This window comes from Leucobacter weissii (genome assembly GCF_017565745.1).
Classification (GTDB): domain Bacteria; phylum Actinomycetota; class Actinomycetes; order Actinomycetales; family Microbacteriaceae; genus Leucobacter; species Leucobacter weissii.
In genome coordinates this window covers 129798-150060 of record NZ_JAGDYM010000013.1, presented here as the reverse complement: position 1 = coordinate 150060, position 20263 = coordinate 129798, and the positions used below count along the sequence as shown (strand labels likewise).

20 protein-coding genes are annotated in these 20263 nt (G+C 68.9%); 15 read left to right on the top strand and 5 right to left on the bottom strand.

Annotated elements, in window-relative coordinates:
* The first annotated feature begins 19 nt into the window (after nt 1-19).
* The 6 genes from whiA to J4H92_RS11650 all read left to right on the top strand — a co-directional run bounded on the left by whiA (nt 20) and on the right by J4H92_RS11650 (nt 4653).
* The gene (gene whiA / locus J4H92_RS11675; protein WP_208098365.1) at nt 20-1000 is read left to right on the top strand and encodes a DNA-binding protein WhiA; all 981 of its coding nucleotides are present in this window, start codon (nt 20-22) and stop codon (nt 998-1000) included.
* 92 nt (nt 1001-1092) lie between these two features.
* Nucleotides 1093-1710, top strand: coding sequence for a superoxide dismutase (locus tag J4H92_RS11670; protein WP_208098364.1), 618 nt, complete (start codon nt 1093-1095; stop codon nt 1708-1710).
* Nucleotides 1711-1760: 50 nt separating this feature from the next.
* On the top strand, nt 1761-2990 hold the full coding sequence (locus J4H92_RS11665; RefSeq protein ID WP_208098363.1) for a phosphoglycerate kinase: 1230 nt from the start codon (nt 1761-1763) through the stop codon (nt 2988-2990).
* Entirely contained in the window at nt 2987-3880 is an 894-nt protein-coding gene (tpiA, locus tag J4H92_RS11660) for a triose-phosphate isomerase (protein WP_208098362.1), read from the top strand. The genes J4H92_RS11665 and tpiA overlap by 4 nt, the downstream gene beginning before the upstream one ends.
* 85 nt (nt 3881-3965) lie before the next feature.
* The gene (gene secG, locus J4H92_RS11655; RefSeq protein ID WP_208098361.1) at nt 3966-4214 is read left to right on the top strand and encodes a preprotein translocase subunit SecG; all 249 of its coding nucleotides are present in this window, start codon (nt 3966-3968) and stop codon (nt 4212-4214) included.
* 70 nt (nt 4215-4284) lie between these two features.
* The gene (locus J4H92_RS11650) at nt 4285-4653 is read left to right on the top strand and encodes an RNA polymerase-binding protein RbpA (protein ID WP_208098360.1); all 369 of its coding nucleotides are present in this window, start codon (nt 4285-4287) and stop codon (nt 4651-4653) included.
* A gap of 50 nt (nt 4654-4703) precedes the next feature.
* On the opposite strand, the gene J4H92_RS11645 is transcribed toward J4H92_RS11650, so the two are convergent.
* Genes J4H92_RS11645 through tkt form a run of 3 tightly spaced genes read right to left on the bottom strand, consistent with a single transcriptional unit; the run spans nt 4704 to nt 9477 of the window.
* A complete protein-coding gene (locus J4H92_RS11645; RefSeq protein WP_208098359.1) occupies nt 4704-6236 on the bottom strand; it encodes a glucose-6-phosphate isomerase in 1533 nt (510 codons plus the stop codon).
* Nucleotides 6233-7342, bottom strand: coding sequence for a transaldolase (tal, locus tag J4H92_RS11640; protein WP_208098358.1), 1110 nt, complete (start codon nt 7340-7342; stop codon nt 6233-6235). Before tal ends, J4H92_RS11645 begins: the two co-directional genes overlap by 4 nt.
* A 26-nt stretch (nt 7343-7368) precedes the next feature.
* Entirely contained in the window at nt 7369-9477 is a 2109-nt protein-coding gene (gene tkt, locus J4H92_RS11635; protein ID WP_208098357.1) for a transketolase, read from the bottom strand.
* 80 nt (nt 9478-9557) lie between these two features.
* Here tkt and J4H92_RS11630 point away from each other — a divergent pair, with 80 nt between their 5' ends.
* The 3 genes from J4H92_RS11630 (at nt 9558) to J4H92_RS11620 (ending at nt 12660) form a co-directional block, all read left to right on the top strand.
* Nucleotides 9558-10490 carry a heme o synthase gene (locus J4H92_RS11630; protein WP_208098356.1) on the top strand — a complete coding sequence of 311 codons (933 nt, stop codon included), beginning with the start codon at nt 9558-9560 and terminating at the stop codon, nt 10488-10490.
* A 197-nt stretch (nt 10491-10687) separates the two neighbouring features.
* The gene (locus J4H92_RS11625; RefSeq protein ID WP_208098355.1) at nt 10688-11047 is read left to right on the top strand and encodes a DUF485 domain-containing protein; all 360 of its coding nucleotides are present in this window, start codon (nt 10688-10690) and stop codon (nt 11045-11047) included.
* Nucleotides 11044-12660: a solute symporter family protein gene (locus J4H92_RS11620; protein ID WP_208098354.1), complete on the top strand. Its 1617-nt coding sequence runs from the start codon at nt 11044-11046 to the stop codon at nt 12658-12660. The genes J4H92_RS11625 and J4H92_RS11620 overlap by 4 nt, the downstream gene beginning before the upstream one ends.
* A 31-nt stretch (nt 12661-12691) precedes the next feature.
* On the opposite strand, the gene J4H92_RS11615 is transcribed toward J4H92_RS11620, so the two are convergent.
* Together J4H92_RS11615 and J4H92_RS11610 are read right to left on the bottom strand one after the other, a co-directional pair.
* Nucleotides 12692-13186, bottom strand: coding sequence for a YbjN domain-containing protein (locus J4H92_RS11615; protein ID WP_208098353.1), 495 nt, complete (start codon nt 13184-13186; stop codon nt 12692-12694).
* Between the two features lie 21 nt (nt 13187-13207).
* A complete protein-coding gene (locus J4H92_RS11610) occupies nt 13208-14158 on the bottom strand; it encodes a COX15/CtaA family protein (protein WP_243752290.1) in 951 nt (316 codons plus the stop codon).
* A 217-nt stretch (nt 14159-14375) separates the two neighbouring features.
* Here J4H92_RS11610 and sufB point away from each other — a divergent pair, with 217 nt between their 5' ends.
* From sufB to J4H92_RS11580, 6 genes are all read left to right on the top strand, one after another.
* Nucleotides 14376-15794 carry a Fe-S cluster assembly protein SufB gene (sufB, locus tag J4H92_RS11605; protein WP_208098351.1) on the top strand — a complete coding sequence of 473 codons (1419 nt, stop codon included), beginning with the start codon at nt 14376-14378 and terminating at the stop codon, nt 15792-15794.
* Nucleotides 15794-17005: a Fe-S cluster assembly protein SufD gene (sufD, locus tag J4H92_RS11600; RefSeq protein ID WP_208098350.1), complete on the top strand. Its 1212-nt coding sequence runs from the start codon at nt 15794-15796 to the stop codon at nt 17003-17005. Before sufB ends, sufD begins: the two co-directional genes overlap by 1 nt.
* Nucleotides 17005-17337 (top strand): non-heme iron oxygenase ferredoxin subunit, encoded by a 333-nt coding sequence (locus J4H92_RS11595; RefSeq protein ID WP_208098349.1) that lies wholly within the window; start codon nt 17005-17007, stop codon nt 17335-17337. The genes sufD and J4H92_RS11595 overlap by 1 nt, the downstream gene beginning before the upstream one ends.
* Nucleotides 17334-18095: a Fe-S cluster assembly ATPase SufC gene (gene sufC, locus J4H92_RS11590; RefSeq protein ID WP_208098348.1), complete on the top strand. Its 762-nt coding sequence runs from the start codon at nt 17334-17336 to the stop codon at nt 18093-18095. The genes J4H92_RS11595 and sufC overlap by 4 nt, the downstream gene beginning before the upstream one ends.
* 10 nt (nt 18096-18105) lie before the next feature.
* On the top strand, nt 18106-18450 hold the full coding sequence (locus tag J4H92_RS11585; RefSeq protein WP_208098347.1) for a metal-sulfur cluster assembly factor: 345 nt from the start codon (nt 18106-18108) through the stop codon (nt 18448-18450).
* Between the two features lie 207 nt (nt 18451-18657).
* Nucleotides 18658-20256, top strand: a complete 1599-nt coding sequence (locus J4H92_RS11580) for an ATP-binding cassette domain-containing protein (RefSeq protein WP_208098346.1) — start codon at nt 18658-18660, stop codon at nt 20254-20256.
* Nucleotides 20257-20263: the final 7 nt, after the last annotated feature.

The window sequence follows — 20263 nt, the reverse complement described above, 5'->3', positions numbered from 1 at the left end:
CATGCCAGAAAGGATATCCGTGCCCTCGACCCCAGACGTCAAGAAGGAGCTCGTCCGCGTCGCCACGAACGACACCGGGGAGCGCGTCGCTGAGGTCGCGACGATTCTGAGGCTCGCGGGGGGGCTCCACACCATCTCGGGGCGCATCGCGCTCGAAGCCGAGCTGCACACCCCCGCCATCGTGCAGCGGGTCCGTCGTGATCTCGCGGAGATCTACGGCGTCCGCGCGGAGGCGAAGCAGATGCCGGCGGCGAGCACCCGGCCCGGCGCCCCTCAGTTCGTGGTGCGCGTGCTCGAGGGCGAGACGCTCGCCAGGCAGCTCGGGCTGCTCGACCAGCGCCGTCGGCCGATCCGAGGTCTCCCCAATCGGCTCACGACCGGAGCGCCCCATGAACTCTCGGCGATCTGGCGCGGCGCTTTCCTCGCGCGCGGCTCGATCACGCCCCCGGGCCGATCCGCGAGCCTCGAGGTGGTGTGCCCGACCAACGAGGCAGCCATCGCCCTCGTCGGCGCCGCCTCCCGCATCGGCATCGCGGGCAAGAGCCGCGAGATCCGCGGGCAGCAGAAGGTGCTCATCCGGGACGGCGAGGCGATCGGCGCGATGCTCGACGCGATGGGGGCTCCGGCCTCCCGTCGCGAATGGGAATCCCTGCGGCAGGCGCGCGAGACGCGCAACACGGCCAATCGGCTGGTCAACTTCGACGACGCGAATCTGCGTCGATCGGCGCAGGCCTCCGTCGCCGCGTGCGCGAGGGTGGAGCGCGCGCTCGACATCCTCGGCGAGCAGATACCCAAGCATCTCCGCTATGCCGGCGAGCTCCGCCTCGCCCATCGCGATGCCAGTCTCGACGAACTGGGAGCACGGGCCGACCCCGCGCTGACCAAGGACGCCATCGCGGGGCGCATCAGGCGCCTGCTGGCGATGGCGGACAAGGCGGCGAGGGAACGCGGCATCCCCGACACGGAGGCGGGCCTCCCCGACGAGTACTCGGGCATGTAACCCAGCGAGACGACCATGAATCTTTCACCCGCGACGAATAGACTGGTGGGTGAAGTGAAGATCCTCATCGACGCACCCGAAGGAGCAACTCCATGACCGCTTACACCCTGCCCGATCTGCCCTACGACTACGCCGCGCTCGAGCCGCACATCAGCGGCAAGATCATGCAGCTTCACCACGACAAGCACCACCAGGCCTACGTGACCGGTGCGAACACCGCCCTCGAGCAGCTGGCCGAGGCGCGCGACGGCGAGAACCTCGCCGCGGTGAACAAGCTGGAGAAGGACCTGGCCTTCAACCTCGGCGGGCACGTCAACCACACCATCTTCTGGAGCAACCTGTCCCCGGAGGGCGGCGGCAAGCCGGAGGGCGAGCTGGCGGCCGCCATCGACGAGTTCTTCGGCTCCTTCGAGAAGTTCCAGGCGCACTTCACCGCGACGGCGCTCGGCGTGCAGGGCTCGGGATGGGCGGTGCTGGCCTGGGACGCGCTCGGCCAGCGCGCGAACGTCGTGCAGCTGTTCGACCAGCAGGGCAACCTGCCTGCCGGCACGATCCCGCTGCTGCAGCTCGACGTGTGGGAGCACGCCTACTACCTCGATTACCTCAATGTCCGGGCCGACTACGTCAAGGCCTTCTGGAACATCGCGAACTGGCAGGACGTCGCGAAGCGCTTCGAGGCCGCGCGCACCCAGACGCCGGGTCTCATCTGACCGATTCCACTCGCGGCGGGCCGATCCGGAGGAGGATCGGCCCGCCCGGCATGTCACCACGCCGAAGGAGGCCGCCCGTGCGCACACTCGAATCCCTGGGGGATCTGCGCTCGAAATCAGTCGTCGTTCGCTGCGATCTCAACGTGCCGTTGCGCGACGGAGAGATCACGGACGAGGGGCGCATCCGCGCCTCGCTCACCACGATCCGCGAGCTGCGGGAGGCGGGGGCGCGGATCGTCCTGGTCAGCCACCTCGGGCGTCCCGGCGGTGCACCGGATCCGGACGCCTCCCTGCGCCCGGTCGCAGCGCGACTGGAGGAGCTGCTCGGGGCTCCGGTCGGCTTCGTCGGAGAGACCGTCGGAGACGAGGCGGAGCGCGCTCGTGCCGCGCTCCGCGACGGCGAGGTGCTGCTGCTCGAGAACCTGCGATTCAATCCCGGGGAGACGAGCAAGGACGAGGCCGAGCGGCGCGCCTTCGCCGCGGAGCTCGCACGCGGCGCTGACGCGTTCGTCTCGGACGGCTTCGGGGTGGTGCACCGGCGGCAGGCCAGCGTGACCGAGCTCGCGGAGGCCCTGCCCAGCGCGGCCGGAAGACTGGTCGCCGCCGAGCTCGAGGTGCTCCGGCGTCTGACCGAGCATCCCGAGCGGCCCTACACGGTGGTGCTGGGCGGTTCCAAGGTCAGCGACAAGCTCGGAGTCATCGCGCATCTGCTCGAGCGCGTGGACACCCTCCTGATCGGCGGAGGCATGCTCTTCACCTTCCTGGCGGCGAACGGGCACCGAGTCGGGCGCAGCCTGCTCGAAGCGGACCAGATCGAGACCGTCCGCGGATATCTCGCCGAGGCGCAGCGACGCGGAGTTCGGATCGTGCTGCCCGGCGACGTTGTCGCCGCCGCGTCCTTCGCCGAGGACGCCGAGCACCAGGTGGTGCCGGCGGACGATTTCGAGTCGAGCCGTTTCGGGGCCGAGGGCATCGGCCTGGATATCGGACCCGATACCGCTCGGTCCTTCGCCGAAGCGATCGGCGAATCCGCGACGGTGTTCTGGAACGGGCCGATGGGCGTGTTCGAATTCCCGGCCTTCGCGGCGGGCACCCGCGCGGTCGCGGAGGCACTCGCCGGGACCGGCGGCTTCACCGTGATCGGCGGCGGGGATTCGGCTGCGGCGGTGCGCTCGCTCGGCTTCGACGACGAGAGCTTCGGCCACATCTCCACGGGAGGCGGCGCCAGCCTGGAGTATCTGGAGGGCAAGACGCTGCCCGGACTGGAGGTACTGGCATGAGCTTCGGGAAGAAGTCGAAGAAGACCGCGAGCGCCCCGGCCGTCCCCGAGCAGGCGGAGCAATCGGCGCAGTCCGCGCAGCCGGAGGTCCCGGCGCCCGTCGTCGTCGAACGGGTTCCGTTGATCGCGGGCAACTGGAAGATGAACCTCGATCATCTTCAGGCGATCGCCCTGGTGCAGAAACTGTCATGGTCGCTGAAGGACGTCAAGCACGATTACGGCACCGTGGAGGTCGCCGTGTTCCCGCCCTTCACGGATCTCCGCTCGGTCCAGACCCTGCTCGCGGCCGATCGACTCGCACTGCGACTCGGCGCTCAGGATGTGTCGCCGAACGCACCGGGGGCCTTCACCGGCGACGTCGCGGCCTCCTTCCTGTCGAAGCTGGGCGCGGACTACGTGATCGTGGGGCACTCGGAACGCCGTCAGGGGCATGGCGAGGACGACGCGACGGTCGCGGCCAAGGCGCGCGCCGCCGCCGCGGCCGGTATCGCGCCGCTGATCTGCGTCGGAGAGACCGCCGAGGATCGGGCGGCCAGCGGCGCGGCCGCCGTGCCTCTCGCGCAACTCGACGTCGCACTCTCCTCCCTCGAGGCGGGCGCCGAGTTCGTCGTGGCGTACGAGCCGGTCTGGGCGATCGGCAGCGGTGAGCCGGCGAGCCCGGAGCAGGCGCAGGAGGTGATCGGGGAGCTCCGCGCTCGCGTGCGGCAGTCTCACGGCGACGACGCCGCGGCCCGGACGCGACTCCTGTACGGAGGATCGGTGACCTCCCAGAACGTCGCCGCGTTCCTGCGGCAGCCGGACATCGACGGCGCCCTCGTCGGCGGCGCGAGTCTCGACGCCGACGAGTTCAGCCGCATCGTGCAGTTCAAGAAGCACGTCATCGCCGGATGACCGCTGTCGGGCCGTCGACTGCGGCGGAGTTTGATAGCATAGTCCTCGGCCCTCACGGGCTTCCGACCCCCGAAAGGTTCACTCCGTGCTTATTCTGAAGATCGCCCTGATCGTGGTGCTGGTGATCACGAGCCTTCTGCTCACGCTGTTCATCCTCCTGCACAAGGGCCGGGGCGGCGGGCTCTCCGACATGTTCGGGGGCGGAGTGACCTCGAGCCTCGGCTCGTCCGGAGTGGCCGAGCGCAATCTGAACCGGCTGACCGTGGTCGTCTCGCTCGTATGGTTCGCCTCGATCGTGGGCCTCGGGCTCATCGCACGGTTCTCGATCGTCTGAACCCGATCCGGGGAGATCGTCGACCCATCGGTTCGGAATCGTCGGGATCGCATAACTAGAGAGGACCAGCTTGTCTGGCAGTAACGCTATTCGTGGTGCACGCGTCGGCTCGGGGCCGATGGGGGAGAAGGATCACGGGATCCGCGCCGAGCGGATCGAGATCTCCTACTGGGACGCACTGGGCAACGAGACGGTGCGATACTTCGCCGCGGACGTGCCCGAGGAGGACATCCCGGAGCAGATCGACTCTCCTCAGAGCGGATTGCCGGCCGGCCGGGACCGGAGCAATCCGCCCCAGCTCCTGCGCAACGAGCCCTACAAGACCCACCTCGCGTATGTGAAGGAGCGCCGCACGCCCGAGGAGGCCGAGGAGCTGCTCGAGCAGGCGCTGCAGAAGCTTCGTGCACGGCGCGGTCAGGCCCAGCCCGCCTCCTCCTGATCCAGGGGGGGGGGTGCCGCTTCTCGCCTCTCGGAAAGCCCGGAGACGCCTCACCAGGCGGCGAGCAGCGCCTCCGCGTCGTTCCGGTCCAGCACGAGGACCGGCCGACCGTTGCCCTCGAGCACCGCTCGGTCACCGCGGGCCTGAGCGGCGATGAGCGCGCCGAAACCGGCGTCGGAGCCGGGGATCGCCAGTTCCGTCGCCGACGCATCGACGATCTGCAGGAACACCCCGAGTGCGGGGCCCCCCTTGTGGAACTGCCCGGTGGAGTGGAGGTAGCGGGGCCCGAAGCCCAGTGCCACGGGCACGCGCAGCGTCTCGCTCAGCCTGGCGCGCAGGCGGGCCAGAGGCGCTCCGGCCGCGCGGCTCACATATGCCTGGATCGCCACGTAACCGTGCTCCTCGACCCGTGCTCGCAGCTCGGCCGCCACTTCCTCCGGGGTGAGCGACGGCGTCGCGCGCCCGTCGCTCCCAGCATCGGCGAGCAGCGCACGGGCGGCGGCCTTCGCGGACTCGACGTCGGGCTGGTCGAAGGGGTTCACGCCGACGAGGCGGCCGAGCAGCGCCGTCGCCGTCTCCCAGAGCACGAACTGCGCGCCGAGCGGGGCGAGCACCCGGATCGTCTCGTCGGCGGCGATGGTCCCGGCCCGGCCGTCGGAGAGGTCGACGGCGAAGGCGCTGGACGGAAGCCCGTCCGTCAGCTCCGGGGCATCGGCCGGCACCTCGATCGGCAGCAGGCCGAGCCCCTGCTTGCCCGTGCTCTCCGCGACGAGCTGCTCGATCCATGCGGCCAGGCCGATGCTCTTCGCCGGATCCTCGAAGGTCAGCGCCGCATAGCGTTGCGGCAGTCTGCTCGCCAGCGCTCCGGCGAGCGCGATCGCCGGATTCTCCGGCGTGTCCGCGCGCAGAGCGGGAAGAACGGCCCGGGCCTCGTCGAGGAGTTCTGCGCCGTCCGCTCCGGCGAGCACCGACGGCACCAGCCCGAATGGGGTGAGAGCCGAGTACCGGCCGCCCACGGTCGGGTCGGCGAGGAACACGCGATACCCGTTCTGCAGCGCGTGCTCGTGGAGCGCTGAATCCGGGTCGGTGACGACGATCACGCGGCCGCCCGCATCGATGCCGGCGGCGGCGAAGGCGGACTCGAACGCGGCCAGCTGGCTGCGGGTCTCGACCGTGGAGCCGGACTTCGAGCTGACGACCACGACCGTGCGGTCGAGTTCCCGCAGGGCGGCCCGCACGTCGTCCGGGTGGGTCGAGTCGAGGAGCACCAGCGGGGCGTCGTCGCGCCGGGCGATCACCTCCGGCCCGAGGCTCGAGCCGCCCATCCCGCACAGCACCACCCGGTCCTGCCCGAGGGAGTTCAGCCGTTCCCGCAGACGGTCGAGTTCGGGCACCAGCGCATCCGCCAGGGGGAGCGGGTCGACCCATCCCAGACGCCGGCTCGACTCCGCCTCGGCCTCCGCGCCCCAGAGGGTCGCGTCGCGCGAGAAGAGGCGCGAGGCGGCGCGATCGCGCACGAGCTCATCGATTCGCCGGCCCGCGTCGAACGCGCGGCCCGGCTCGAGGCGAACCGTCGCGGTCATCGCGCGTCCTCCAGCGCCGAGGCGACCGTCGAGAGCAGTTCGTCCCAGGACGCCGAGAACTTCTGCAGGCCTTCGGCCTCGAGCTGCGCGGTGACTTCGGCGTAGTCGATGCCCTGCCCGTCGATGGCGTTCAGGAGCTGGTTCGATTCGAGATACTGATCGGTGATCGTGTCCCCGCGCACCTCGCCGTGGTCGGCATGCGCGCGCAGCGTCGCCTCGGGCATCGTGTTCACCACATCCGGCGCGACGAGCTCGGTGACGTAGAGGGTGTCGGGCAGGGAGGGGTCCTTCACGCCGGTCGACGCCCAGAGCGGGCGCTGGGCGTTCGCGCCCAGGCCGAGCAGCAGCCGCAGGCGCTCGCTCGTCCGGGACTGCTCGAAGACGTCGTAGGCGAGGCGGGCGTTGGCCAGCCCGGCCTGGCCTTTCAGAGCGAGGGCCTCCGGGGTGCCCATGTCGCCGAGCCGTCGATCGATCTCGGTGTCGAGTCGGGAGACGAAGAAGGAGGCGACCGAGTGGATCCGCGAGATGTCCAGACCGGCGGCGCGCGCCCGCTCGAGACCGCTCAGGTAGGCGTTCAGGACCTCGCGGTAGCGTCCCAGGCTGAAGATCAGCGTCACGTTGACGCTGATGCCCTCGGCGATCACCGCGCTGATCGCTTCGAGCCCCGCCACCGTCGCCGGGATCTTGATCATCAGATTCGGCTGCGCGATGCGCTCCCACAGGGCACGCGCCTGGGCAATCGTGGCGGCGGTGTCGTGCGCGTATTCGGGCGACACTTCGATCGACACGCGCCCATCGCGACCGCCGCTGCGCTCGAACACCTCCGCGAAGATGTCGCAGGCGTCGGCAACGTCGGCGGTGGTGAGCTCCTCGATCGTCGCCTCGGCGGCCAGGCCGCGGCGCGCGCACTCCGCGATCCGTTCCCCGTAGCCGGTGCCACGTCCGATGGCTCCCGCGAAGATCGTCGGGTTGGTGGTCACCCCCACCACGTCGTGGGAACCGATCAGGGCGGCGAGTTCACCGCTCTCGATCCTCGGCCGGGAGAGGTCGTCGAGCCAGATGCTCACCCCCGCCGCGCTGAGTTCTGCGGTGCGTGCGTTGCTCATGGTGGGGGCCCTTCTCTCGTTCTCGGTCAGTTCGCGAGGGAGGCGCGGGCGGCTTCGACGACCGCCTCGGTGGTGATGCCGAACTCGCGGAACAGCGTCTGGTAGTCGGCCGAGGCGCCGAACTGCTCGATGGAGACCGAGCGTCCGCGGTCACCGACGAACTCTCTCCACCCGAGGGAGAGCCCGGCTTCGACGCTGACCCTCGCGGTGACCTCGCGGGGGAGCACCTGCTCCCGGTAGTCCTCGGGCTGCTCGGCGAACCATTCGAGGCACGGCGCGCTGACGACCCGTGCGCCGATGCCCTCGGACGCGAGCCGCTCACGGGCCTCCACCGCGAGCTGCACCTCGCTGCCGGTGGCGATCAGCAGCACGTCCGTGGTCCCGGTCGGGGACTCGGCGAGCACGTAGGCGCCCCGACGCGCGCCCTCGGGCGAGGCGAAGGCGTCTCCGGCCGCCGGGCCGTCGCCGCGCGGGAACACGGGCACGTTCTGACGCGTGAGAGCCAGCCCGGTGGGGCCGCCGTGCCGGCTGAGGATCTCGTGCCACGCGACCGACACCTCGTTCGCGTCGGCGGGCCTCACCACGGCGAGATTGGGGATCGCGCGCAGCGACGCCAGATGCTCGATCGGCTGATGCGTCGGACCGTCCTCGCCCAGGGCGATGGAGTCGTGGGTCCACACGAAGATGCTGGGCACGTTCATCAGCGCGGCGAGTCGCACCGCGGGGCGCATGTAGTCGGCGAACTGCAGGAACGTCCCGCCGAAGCTGCGGGTGAGGCCGTGCAGCTGGATCCCGTTGAGGATAGCCGCCATCGCGTGCTCGCGGATGCCGAAGTGCAGCACGCGCCCGTAGGGATCGCCCTGCCAGGCCTTGGTCGAACGGCGGGCCGGGACGAAGGAGGCGGCGCCCGAGATGGTGGTGTTGTTGGAGCCGGCGAGATCCGCGGATCCGCCCCAGAGCTCGGGCAGCACGGGAGCCAGCGCGTTGATGACCTTGCCGCTCGCGGCGCGCGTGGCCATGCTGGTGCCGGCCTCGAAGCGCGGCAGGGCGGCGAGCGCTTCGGCGGGCAGCTCGCCGCGCTCGAGACGATCCAGCAGGCTCTTGCGCTCGGGATGATCCGCGGCCCAGCGGTCGAACGACTCCCGCCACTGCGCGCGGGAGGCCGCGCCGCGGTCGGCGAGCTCCCGCGTGTGCGCGATCAGCTCGGGAGCGACGTCGAAGCTGCGCTCCGGATCGAAGCCGAGCACGCCCTTGAGCGCGGCCAGCTCGTCGGCGCCGAGGGCAGAGCCGTGGATGCCCCCAGTGTTCTGCTTGCCGGGGGAGGGCCAGCCGATGATGGTCTTCAGGATGATGAGCGTGGGGCGCGAGGTCTCGGCCTGCGCTTCCCGGATCGCCCGGTGCAGCGCGGGCAGATCCTCTGCGTAGCCGGCCGCGTCCTGCTGACCGGCGCCTCGCCAGTCGACCTCCAGGACCTGCCAGTCGTATGACTCGTAGCGGAGCCTCACATCCTCGCTGTACGAGATGTCGGTGTCGTCCTCGATCGAGATCTGGTTGGAGTCGTAGATCGCGATGAGGTTGCCGAGCTCCTGGTGCCCGGCGAGCGAGCCGGCCTCGCTCGTGACGCCCTCCTGCAGATCGCCGTCGCCCGCGAGCACGTAGGTGAAGTGGTCGAAGGGGCTCGTGCCCGGCGCCGCATCGGGGTCGAACAGGCCGCGCTCGTAGCGCTGCGCATAGGCGAAGCCGACCGCGGAGGCGAGGCCCTGCCCGAGGGGGCCGGTGGTGATCTCGACACCGCGGGTGTGACCGTACTCGGGGTGCCCCGGAGTCTTGGATCCCCAGGTGCGGAGCGCCTGGAGATCCTCGAGCTCGAGCCCGAAACCGCCCAGGTAGAGCTGCACGTACTGGGTCAGGGAGCTGTGACCGACCGACAGGATGAAGCGATCGCGGCCGATCCAGTCGGGATCGGCCGGGTCGTGCCGCATGATCTTCTGGTAGAGCAGATAGGCAGCGGGGGCGAGGCTGATGGCGGTTCCGGGATGGCCGTTGCCCACCTTCTCCACCGCGTCCGCCGCGAGCACTCGCGCCAGATCGACGGCCCTCTCGTCGAGTTCGTTCCACTGCAGTTCGTCAGCCAAGACCCAGCCTCTCTTGCGGAGTGTTCGGGCGGGCGGTCCGCCCGCGCATCGAACACCAGCCTACGGTACGATGGGAGGCGATGTCCGCTCAGTCCGATGCTTTGACCACGGTTCCCAGAAGTCCCGAGCGCGCAGGCTTCTGGCGCACCGTCGGCGCCTATGTCGCGCTGACCAAACCGCGCGTGATGGAGCTTCTGCTCGTGGTCACGGTTCCGGCGATGATCCTTGCCGAGCAGGGCTTCCCGAACCTGTGGCTCGTGCTCGCGACGCTGCTCGGCGGGGCGATGAGCGCCGGTTCCGCCGGTGCGTTCAACTGCTACCTCGACCGGGACATGGATCGCCGCATGCAGCGGACCAAGGGCCGTCCGCTCGTCACCGGCGAGATCTCCGACCGCAATGCGCTCATCTTCTCCTGGGTGCTGGGCCTTCTCTCCGTGATCTGGCTGTGGGCGACCACGAACTGGCTGGCCGCCGTCCTGGGCGCCGCGGCCATCTTCTTCTACGTCGTGGTCTACACCATGCTGCTGAAGCGGCACAGCGAGCAGAACATCATCTGGGGAGGCATCGCCGGCTGCTTCCCGGTGCTGATCGGCTGGGCCGCGGTGACCGGATCGCTCGACTGGCCGGCCTGGGTGTTCTTCCTCATCATCTTCCTCTGGACCCCGGCGCACTACTGGCCGCTCTCGATGAAGTACCGCGACGACTACGCGGCCGCCGGCGTGCCGATGCTCGGGGTCGTGCGGGGGCGCACGACGGTCGGTCTCCAGATCATCCTCTACACCTGGGCCACGGTGGCCTCGAGTCTGCTGCTCGTCCCCATAGCGCAGATGGGGTGGGTCTACACGGTCACCGCGCTCGTGGTGGGCGCAGCGTTCATCGTCGAGGCGCACCGGCTCTACGGCAGCGCGATCCGGGGCCGGGAGGGCCGCCCGATGCGCGTCTTCCACGGCAGTATCAGCTATCTCTCGGTGCTGTCGATCGCGATCGCGATCGACCCGCTGCTCCCGTTCTGATCGACCCGGGCGGCCGGGCCGCGCCGGGGCCGGAGTGTGCCGCAGGGGCGGCTGACCCGCGGGAGGCGCCGGCTCGGGGGCGGGCTGCGACGCGGCGATCTTTGAAATATATCTTGACAGATCCCAAATATATCCTTCAGACTTCTCGGTGATCGACTCGTGCCCGCGAGTCGGCGATGCCACGACAAGGAGGTCGTATGAGCAACGATGCTCGCTCGCCAATCGATTACGAGGAGTTCCGCGCCAGGCCGGAGTTCCAGGATCTCAAACGCCGCTATCGGCGCTTCGTGTTCCCGCTCGCCGCAGCGTTCATGCTGTGGTTCCTCTCATACGTCGTCCTCGGCGCGTTCTTCCCGCAGGTGATGGCCGCACCGGTCCCCGGCTTCGTGAACCTCGGCATCCTCCTCGGGCTGCTGCAGTTCGTGACCACCTTCGGAATCACCATGTGGTACGTCTCCTTCGCGAATCGGAGACTCGATCCGAGGACGAGCGCTCTGCGCGCCGAGCTCGAGGAGCAGGAGCGGTCCGCCGCGGACGAGGGGAGCGACGGACGATGAGCCTGCCGATCCTCCAGAACACCGCCTCCGCCGAGCAGAACCCGGTGCTGAACATCGCGATCTTCCTGGCCTTCGTGGCCGTCACCATGGTGATCGTGATCCGCGCCAGCCGCACGAACAAGAGCGCTGCCGACTTCTACGCGGGCGGACGCTCCTTCACCGGCAGGCAGAACGGCATCGCCATCGCCGGCGACTACCTCTCCGCCGCCTCGTTCCTCGGCATCGTGGGAGCGATCGCGATCAACGGCTACGACGGCTTCCTCTATTCGATCGGCTTCCTGGTCGCCTGGCTGGTGGCGCTGCTGCTCGTCGCGGAGCTCATGCGGAACACCGCGAAGTTCACGATGGCCGACGTGCTCTCCTTCCGGCTGAAGCAGCGCCCGGTGCGGGTCGCGGCGGCCCTCACCACCCTCGCGGTGTCGTTCTTCTACCTGCTCGCGCAGATGGCCGGCGCCGGCGGCCTCGTCTCGCTGCTCCTCGGCGTGGACGACGGCTTCGGGCAGTCGCTCGTGATCGTCGTGGTCGGCGTGGTGATGATCCTCTACGTGCTGATCGGCGGGATGAAGGGCACCACCTGGGTGCAGATCATCAAAGCCGTCCTGCTGATCGGGGGCGCCGCCGTGATGACCGTGTGGGTGCTCGCGCTCAACGGCTTCAACTTCGCCGCGCTGCTCGATTCCGCGGTGAACAACCCCGAGAACGCCAACGGCGACGCGATCCTCGCGCCGGGTCTGCAGTACGGCTCGAACCCGCTGGACTTCGTCTCGCTCGCGCTCGCCCTCGTGCTGGGCACGGCTGGGCTGCCGCACGTGCTCATGCGCTTCTACACGGTTCCGACCGCGAAGGAGGCGCGCAGATCGGTGGTCTGGGCCATCTGGCTGATCGGGATCTTCTACCTCTTCACGCTCGTGCTCGGCTACGGCGCCGGCGCGATGGTCGGGCCCGACACGATCGCCTCGGCTCCGGGCGGGCAGAATTCCGCGGCGCCCATGCTGGCCTTCCAGCTCGGGGGGCCGCTGCTGCTGGGCTTCATCTCGGCGGTCGCCTTCGCGACGATCCTGGCGGTGGTCGCCGGGCTCACCATCACGGCCTCCGCCTCCTTCGCGCACGACATCTACAACAGCGTGATCAAGAAGGGCGGCGCCTCGGCGAAGCAGGAGGTGCGCGTCGCTCGCATCACGACCCTCGTCATCGGTGCGATCGCGATACTCGGCGGCATCGGGGTGCAGGGGCAGAACGTGGCGTTCCTCGTCGCGCTGGCCTTCGCGGTAGCGGCGTCCGCCAATCTGCCGACGATCCTGTTCTCGCTCTTCTGGAGCCGGTTCACGACCCGGGGCGCCGTGCTGAGCATGGTCGGCGGCCTCACCACGGCGGTCGTGCTGATCGTCTTCTCGCCGGTGGTCTCGGGAAACGAGACGGCGGTGCTGGGCGAGTCGATCGACTTCGCGCTCTTCCCGCTGAAGAACCCGGGGATCGTCTCGATCCCCGTCGGCTTCCTGCTGGCCTGGCTCGGCTCGCTGCTCGATCATCGCAAGGAATCGAAGCGGCTGGCCGCCGAGATGGAGGTTCGCGCGCTCACCGGCTACGGCGCGGAGCCGCCGGTGCAGCACTGAGCGCACTGCGCCGCACGGGGGAGCGGGAGGTTCAGTCCTCCTGCTCCTCCTGAGCGCGCCGGTACGCCTCGGCCTGCTCCACGGCGCCGGGGAAGCGGGCCTCCAGGAACTCGAAGAACTGCAGCGACGCGGAGATCGCCGTGTGCACCTCGTGGCGCAGCTGCTCGTCGGTGATCCCGTATTCCATGTCGGTGGTGCGCACGGCCGAGAACTGGACGTCGCCGTCGTCGTCCACCGAGGTGCTCGCGGCGGGGAACAGCCGGGTGTCGTTCCACTCGTTGACGGCCTCCAGAGCCTCGAAGCGGAGCGTGCCCGGGACCCAGGCCCGCCAGGCGGCGCGGGAGACGAAGATCTCTCCCTCGTTGCCGAGCGTCACGAACCAGAACATGCCGCTGTCGAACGCGGCGACGATGTCCCCGTCGTCGTCGACGCCGTGGGTCACCTCCTGACGGTCGAGGGCGAGCTGGATACGCTGCTTGTTCAGGGGCGCGAGCGTCGCGAAGTCGGCGGAAATGTGATCGGACATGCTGATCTCCTCTGGTGGGTCTCAGGTGGTATGGGGAATCGGTGACGGCTGTGCCGGCGCCGGCGCGGGCGCGGGGCGCTTGAGGCGCAGGATCACGACGGTCATGGCCGCCGCGTTGATCGCCGCGAGCACCATGTGGATGCCGACGAGGATCTCCGGCAGGCCGTCTCGGGCCTGCCAGACGCCGACGACGATCTGCACGACCGTGACGCAGAGCAGCGCGACGAGCCACGGCAGCGGCCGCAGACGAGCTCTGGCCGCCCAGACGAGCAGCACGAGGATCAGCGCGGCGAAGAGGTAGCCCGGCCAGGCATGGATGTGCGAGAGCAGCGTGGCGTCGAAGCCGTCGCGCTCGATGCCCACATCGCCCGAGTGGGGCCCGGCGCCCGTGGTGAGGATCCCGAAGATCACGGTCACGGCGAGCACCGCGCTGGTCGCGTGGGTGAGGATGACGAACGGCTTCGGCGCCGACCGGATGCGCGGACCCGGTTCCTCGCGCATGCGCGCGAGGAACGCCGCGGTCAGGCAGACGAGCACGACGGAGAGGAAGTAGTGGACGCCCACCAGGTTCGCGTTGAGGTGCATCCAGACGACGATGCCGCCGATCAGCGCCTGCAGCAGCACTCCGCCGAGCACGAGGGAGGCGAGCACCGGGAGATCTCGCCGCTCGCGGCGGAGGCGCCAGGAGAGGATCCACACGATCACCGCGGCGAGGAGGATGGGTCCGGAGATGGTGCGGTTCCCGAACTCGATGAGGCTGTGATAGCTCTGCTCGGGCGTGGGGAAGAGCGACTCCGGGGTGCAGAGGGGCCAGTCGGAGCAGCCGAGACCGGAACCGGAGAGACGGACGGCGCCCCCGGTGCCGATGATGAGGACGTTGAGCACGAATGACGCCCAGGCCGCCACCGGCAGGAGACGCGGCAGGCGCTCGCGTTCGGTACCGGTACCGTCGGGGCTGTTTCCGTCAGACAACGGTTTCCTTTCGGGCCGCCCCACGGATGCGTGCGTTCCGTCGCTGACATTTCCGGGAGGAGGCTGTAGACTGGGACTTTGTAGCTCAGCGCCGCGTGCGCGAGCGGACGGGCGCTTCGACGCCCACACTACTGCACCGCTGCAGGGAATCGGATGCATGTGCGTTTTTCGCATGCGCGACGATTCCCCGCGACGGGACGAAAGAGGGGTAGGGACGATGCCAGAGGTACTGATTGACCGGCCCGAGCTCGAGGGTCTGGGAGTATACGAGTTCGGCTGGCACGATCGGGACGAGGCCGGCGCTTCCGCCGAGCGCGGTCTCGACGCGTCGGTCGTGCGCAACATCTCGGGGCTGAAGAGCGAGCCGGAGTGGATGCTGCAGCGCCGGTTGAAGGCGCTGCAGATCTTCGACCGCAAGCCCATGCCGGGCTGGGGCGCCGACCTGAGCGACATCGACTTCGACAACATCAAGTACTTCGTGCGGAGCACGGAACGCCAGGCGACGACGTGGGAGGAACTCCCCGAGGAGATCAAGAACACCTACGAGCGGCTGGGCATCCCCGAGGCGGAGCGCCAGCGCCTCGTCGCCGGCGTCGCGGCTCAGTACGAGTCCGAGGTGGTCTACCACCAGATCCGCGAGGATCTGGAGGCCCAGGGCGTCATCTTCCTCGACACGGACACCGCGCTCAAGGAGCATCCCGAGTTCTTCGAGGAGTACTTCGGCACGGTGATCCCGTCCGGCGACAACAAGTTCGCCGCGCTGAACACCGCCGTGTGGTCTGGCGGATCCTTCGTCTACGTGCCGAAGGGCGTCCACGTCGAGATCCCGCTGCAGGCCTACTTCCGGATCAACACGGAGAACATGGGCCAGTTCGAGCGCACGCTGATCATCGCCGATGAGGGGAGCTACGTCCACTACATCGAGGGATGCACCGCGCCGATCTACAAGAGCGACTCGCTGCACTCCGCCGTGGTCGAGATCATCGTGAAGAAGGGCGCGCGCGTGCGCTACACGACGATCCAGAACTGGTCGAACAACGTCTACAACCTGGTGACCAAGCGCGCGATGGCCGAGGAGGGCGCCACCATGGAGTGGGTCGACGGCAACATCGGCTCGAAGGTCACCATGAAGTACCCGTCGATCTTCTTGACGGGCGAGCACGCGAAGGGCGAGACCCTCTCGGTCGCCTTCGCCGGCCCCGGCCAGCACCAGGACACCGGCGCCAAGATGATCCACCTGGCCCCGCACACGAAGTCGTCGATCCTCGCGAAGTCCATCGCGCGCGGGGGCGGGCGGACGGGCTACCGGGGCGAGGTGCGCGTCGACTCGACCGCTCATCACGCGGCGAACTCGGTGGTGTGCGACGCCCTGCTCGTCGACACGATCTCGCGGAGCGACACCTACCCGGCCATCGACATCCGCACCGACGACGCCGAGCTCGGGCACGAGGCGACCGTCTCCCGCGTGAGCGAGGAGCAGCTGTTCTACCTCATGAGCCGCGGCCTCGCCGAGGAGGAGGCGATGGCGATGATCGTGCGCGGCTTCATCGAGCCCATCGCACGCGAGCTGCCGATGGAATACGCGCTCGAGTTGAACAAGCTCATCGAGATGGGCATGGAAGGATCCGTCGGATAATGTCGCAGGCTGTCGCAGAGAATCAGGCCGCCCCTGGCGGAACGGACCAGCACGGGCTCCGCGCGCACTCGGACGGCGACTGGGCGAACCGGGTTCCGGTCCAGACCCGATCCGAGCGGCCGAAGAGCACCGAGGTCGACGATTTTCCGGCGGTCACCGGGCGCGAGGCGGTCTGGAAGTTCAGTCCCGTCGCCAAGCTCGATGCACTGCTGCACGGAGAGCTCGATGGATCGCGGACGCCGGTCGAGACGAGTCCGGCTGACGGAGTGACCGCCGAGTGGATCCCGAGGGATGACGCGCGGATCGGACGAGCGGGCATTCCCGAGGAGCGCGGCGCAGCAGCGGCCTGGTCGGCTTTCGGCGAGGCGCACCTCGTCACGCTGGCCGCGGAAGAGCCGGTGACCGTCGCGGTGACCCGGGACGGTCTGGGCGATTCGCCCCGGGCGGCCCACACCGTGATCGAGGCGAAGCCCCACGCGAGGGGACTGGTGATCCTCGAGAATCGCGGCTCGGCCCAGCTGAGTGAGAACGTCGAGATCGTACTCGGCGACGGCGCGAAGCTCACCGTGGTGAGCGTGCAGCAGTGGGATGACGGCGCCAGGCATCTCGCGAGCCACTACGCGACGGTGGGCCGCGACGCGTCGCTGACGCACATCACCGTGTCGCTGGGCGGCGAGGTCGTGCGGGTGAACCCGTCGATCCACCTCGATCACGAGGGCGGCAACGGCGAGGCTCTGGGCGCCTACTTCGCCGACGCCGGTCAGCACCTGGAGCACCAGGTCTATCTCGACCACCAGGCGCCGCACACCCGCAGCCGCGTGACCTACAAGGGGGCGCTGCAGGGCGAGGGCGCGCGCACCGTCTGGATCGGTGACGTCCTGATCCGGCAGACCGCGACGGGCACCGACAGCTACGAGCAGAACCGCAACCTCGTGCTCAGCGAGGGCACCCGGGCGGACTCGATCCCCAACCTGGAGATCGAGACCGGGGACATCGCGGGCGCCGGGCACGCGAGTGCGACCGGCCGCTTCGACGACGAGCACCTCTTCTACCTGCGCAGCCGCGGCATCCCCGAGGAGGAGGCGCGTCGGCTCGTGGTGCGGGGCTTCCTCCTCGAGGTGATCGCGCATATCGGCCATGCCGAGACCGAGGCGCGGTTGCAGGAGGCCGTCGAAGCCGAACTCGCCTCATCGTCGGCGTCCGCTCGCTGATGGCGCGGATCAGGGCCATCTCGCTCGGCGATCTGGTGCAGGACCAGGCCGTGCGCGTCGAGCTCGAGGGGGTGCCCATCGCCGTGGTGCTCGACTCGAACGGAGAGGTGCACGCGATCGGCGACACCTGCAGCCATGGCCAGATCAGTCTCTCCGAGGGATTCGTCGAGGGCGACACCCTCGAATGCTGGGCGCACGGATCGGCCTTCTCGCTCCGCACCGGCATCCCGCAGAACCTTCCGGCCTATGAGCCGGTCCCGGTTTTCGTCGTCGAGATCGACGGCGACGACGTATACATCGACCCCACTGTCACGAAAGAGATTGCCGCATGACTTCCGTTCTCGAGATCAAGGATCTGCACGTTAGCGTCGAGACCGAGCAGGGCTCCAAACCGATCCTGAAGGGCGTGGACCTCACGGTCCGCCAGGGGGAGACGCACGCCATCATGGGGCCGAACGGCTCGGGCAAGTCGACCCTCGCCTACGCGATCGCGGGACATCCGCGCTACGAGGTGACGGGGGGCTCGATCCTGCTCGACGGCGAGGAGGTGCTCGAGATGGAGGTCGATGAACGCGCCCAGGCCGGTCTCTTCCTCGCGATGCAGTACCCGGTCGAGATCCCGGGCGTCACCAACGCCAACTTCCTGCGGACCGCGAAGACCGCGATCGACGGCGAGGCCCCGGCCATCCGGACCTGGATGAAGGAGGTCAAGGGCGCCATGGAGAACCTCCGGATGGACGCCTCCTTCGCCGAGCGGAATGTGAACGAGGGGTTCTCGGGCGGCGAGAAGAAGCGGAACGAGATCCTGCAGCTCGAACTGCTCAAGCCGAAGTTCGCGGTGCTCGACGAGACCGACTCCGGTCTCGACGTCGACGCCCTGAAGATCGTCTCCGAGGGCGTCAACCGCGCGCGCGAGACGACGGGGCTCGGTCTCCTGCTCATCACCCATTACACCCGCATCCTGCGTTACATCAAGCCCGATTTCGTGCACGTGTTCGTGAACGGGCGCGTCGCCGAGCAGGGCGGGCCGGAGCTCGCGGACCGGCTGGAGGAGGAGGGCTACGATCGCTTTCTGAGCGACGCGGCGTAGACTGGCCATCATGAACGAGACCGTGAACGTCGTATCCATCGACCCCGACTTCCGCGAGCAGGCGCTCGAGGCGTTGAAGGATGTCAGCGATCCCGAACTCGGCGTCAACATCGTCGATCTCGGCCTGATCTACGACCTCGCCTTCGACGAGGAGCACGACGCCCTCGTGGTCAGCATGACGCTGACGAGCGCGGGGTGCCCGCTCACCGACGTGATCGAGAACGACATCGCCGAGGCGCTCGACGGGCTCGTCCGGGCCTTCCGCATCAACTGGGTGTGGATGCCGCCGTGGACGCCGGAGCGCATCACCGAGGACGGCCGCGATATGATGAGGGCGCTTGGGTTTGCGATCTGAGCCTGCGGCTCAGATCGCAATGAAACAGCCCAGTGGGCTGTTTCAACCAAGCGCCCCGCCGGTAGGCGGCGCTGAGATTATGCACAAACTCGTGGGTGCAGAGCCTGGCTCTCATATCGCGATCGGAAACAGCCCAGTGGGCTGTTTCAACCAAGCGCCCCGCCGGTAGGCGGCGCTGATATTTTTTGCAGAGTTGAGGGATAGACGGTGATCACCGTAGAGGACCTCGCCATCGATGTGGGCGCGCGCCGGCTGATGGGCGGGGTGGGCTTCCGTGTCAACCCGGGCGACAAGGTCGGCCTGGTGGGGCGCAACGGCGCGGGTAAGACCACGCTGACGCGCACGCTGTCGGGCGAGTTGCAGCCGGCGGAGGGCCGGATCGTCGTGGCCGGCGAGCTCGGCTTCCTGCCCCAGGATCCGCGCACGGGGGATCCGGAGCAGATCGCGCGGCACCGCATCCTCGATGCGCGCGGGCTCGGCACCCTCACCGCCGACATCGCGCGGGCGACGGAGCAGATGGCGAGCGAGGATCCTCGGATCGCCGAGAAGGCGATGCGCCGCTTCGGCACGCTGACCGATCGCTTCCACGCGCTCGGCGGGTACGCGGCCGAGGCAGAGGCGGCCTCGATCTCGAACAACCTCGGCCTGCCGGATCGCGTGCTCGACCAGCCCCTGAAGACGCTCTCCGGCGGGCAGCGGCGCAGAATCGAGCTGGCGCGGATCCTCTTCAGCGATGCGGACACGCTGATCCTCGACGAGCCGACCAACCACCTCGACGCCGACAGCATCGTCTGGCTGCGCGATTTCCTGAAGGCCTACAAGGGCGGCGTGATCGTGATCAGCCACGACATCGACCTGGTGGGCGAGACCGTGAACCGGGTCTTCTACCTCGACGCCAACCGTCAGGTCATCGACGTCTACAACATGAGCTGGAAGCTCTACCTGCGCCAGCGCGCGGCGGACGAGGAGCGCCGCCGCAAGGAGCGGACGAACGTCGAGAAGAAGGCGTCGGCGCTGCAGCAGCAGGCAGCTCGCTTCGGCGCGAAGGCGTCGAAGGCGGCCGCCGCCCACCAGATGGTCGCGCGCGCGGAGAAGATGCTCGCCGGCCTCGAGGACGAGCACCAGTCGGATCGGGTCGCGAAGCTCAGGTTCCCGGATCCGGCGCCCTGCGGCAAGACCCCGCTGATGGGGGAGGGGCTGTCGAAATCCTACGGTTCGCTGGAGATCTTCGCCGGGGTCGATCTCGCGATCGACCGGGGGGCGAAGGTGGTCGTGCTGGGGCTCAACGGCGCGGGCAAGACCACGCTGCTGAGGCTGCTGGCCGGGATCGACGCCGCCGATGCGGGCGAGATCGTCGCCGGGCACGGCTTGAAGATCGGCTACTACGCTCAGGAGCACGAGACGCTGGACGTCTCGGCGAGCGTGCTGCAGAACATGGTCGCCGTGTCGCAGCATCTCACGGAGACCGAGGCGCGCAAGGTGCTCGGGTCCTTCCTCTTCACCGGCGACGACGTGCACAAGCCTGCGGGCGTGCTCTCGGGCGGGGAGAAGACCCGGCTCGCGTTGGCGATGCTCGTGGTGTCGAGTGCGAACGTGCTGCTGCTCGACGAGCCCACCAACAACCTCGATCCCGCCAGCCGGGCGGAGGTGCTCGACGCGCTCGCCAACTTCAGCGGCGCCGTCGTGCTCGTCTCGCACGATCCCGGGGCCGTCGAGGCGCTGAACCCGGAGCGCGTGCTCATCATGCCGGAGGGCACCGAGGATCACTGGTCGAAGGAGTACCTGGAGCTCATCGAGCTGGCGTAGCGGCGCC

What these genes read in the sequence shown, in the direction of transcription:
- J4H92_RS11670 (WP_208098364.1), top strand. Translation starts at nt 1,093, where the DNA reads ATGACCGCTTACACCCTGCCCGATCTGCCCTACGACTACGCCGCGCTC.
- J4H92_RS11665 (WP_208098363.1), top strand. Translation starts at nt 1,761, where the DNA reads ATGTCACCACGCCGAAGGAGGCCGCCCGTGCGCACACTCGAATCCCTG.
- tpiA (WP_208098362.1), top strand. Translation starts at nt 2,987, where the DNA reads ATGAGCTTCGGGAAGAAGTCGAAGAAGACCGCGAGCGCCCCGGCCGTC.
- J4H92_RS11645 (WP_208098359.1), bottom strand. Translation starts at nt 6,236, where the DNA reads ATGACCGCGACGGTTCGCCTCGAGCCGGGCCGCGCGTTCGACGCGGGC.
- tal (WP_208098358.1), bottom strand. Translation starts at nt 7,342, where the DNA reads ATGAGCAACGCACGCACCGCAGAACTCAGCGCGGCGGGGGTGAGCATC.
- J4H92_RS11630 (WP_208098356.1), top strand. Translation starts at nt 9,558, where the DNA reads ATGTCCGCTCAGTCCGATGCTTTGACCACGGTTCCCAGAAGTCCCGAG.
- J4H92_RS11625 (WP_208098355.1), top strand. Translation starts at nt 10,688, where the DNA reads ATGAGCAACGATGCTCGCTCGCCAATCGATTACGAGGAGTTCCGCGCC.
- J4H92_RS11620 (WP_208098354.1), top strand. Translation starts at nt 11,044, where the DNA reads ATGAGCCTGCCGATCCTCCAGAACACCGCCTCCGCCGAGCAGAACCCG.
- J4H92_RS11615 (WP_208098353.1), bottom strand. Translation starts at nt 13,186, where the DNA reads ATGTCCGATCACATTTCCGCCGACTTCGCGACGCTCGCGCCCCTGAAC.
- sufB (WP_208098351.1), top strand. Translation starts at nt 14,376, where the DNA reads ATGCCAGAGGTACTGATTGACCGGCCCGAGCTCGAGGGTCTGGGAGTA.
- sufD (WP_208098350.1), top strand. Translation starts at nt 15,794, where the DNA reads ATGTCGCAGGCTGTCGCAGAGAATCAGGCCGCCCCTGGCGGAACGGAC.
- J4H92_RS11595 (WP_208098349.1), top strand. Translation starts at nt 17,005, where the DNA reads ATGGCGCGGATCAGGGCCATCTCGCTCGGCGATCTGGTGCAGGACCAG.
- sufC (WP_208098348.1), top strand. Translation starts at nt 17,334, where the DNA reads ATGACTTCCGTTCTCGAGATCAAGGATCTGCACGTTAGCGTCGAGACC.
- J4H92_RS11585 (WP_208098347.1), top strand. Translation starts at nt 18,106, where the DNA reads ATGAACGAGACCGTGAACGTCGTATCCATCGACCCCGACTTCCGCGAG.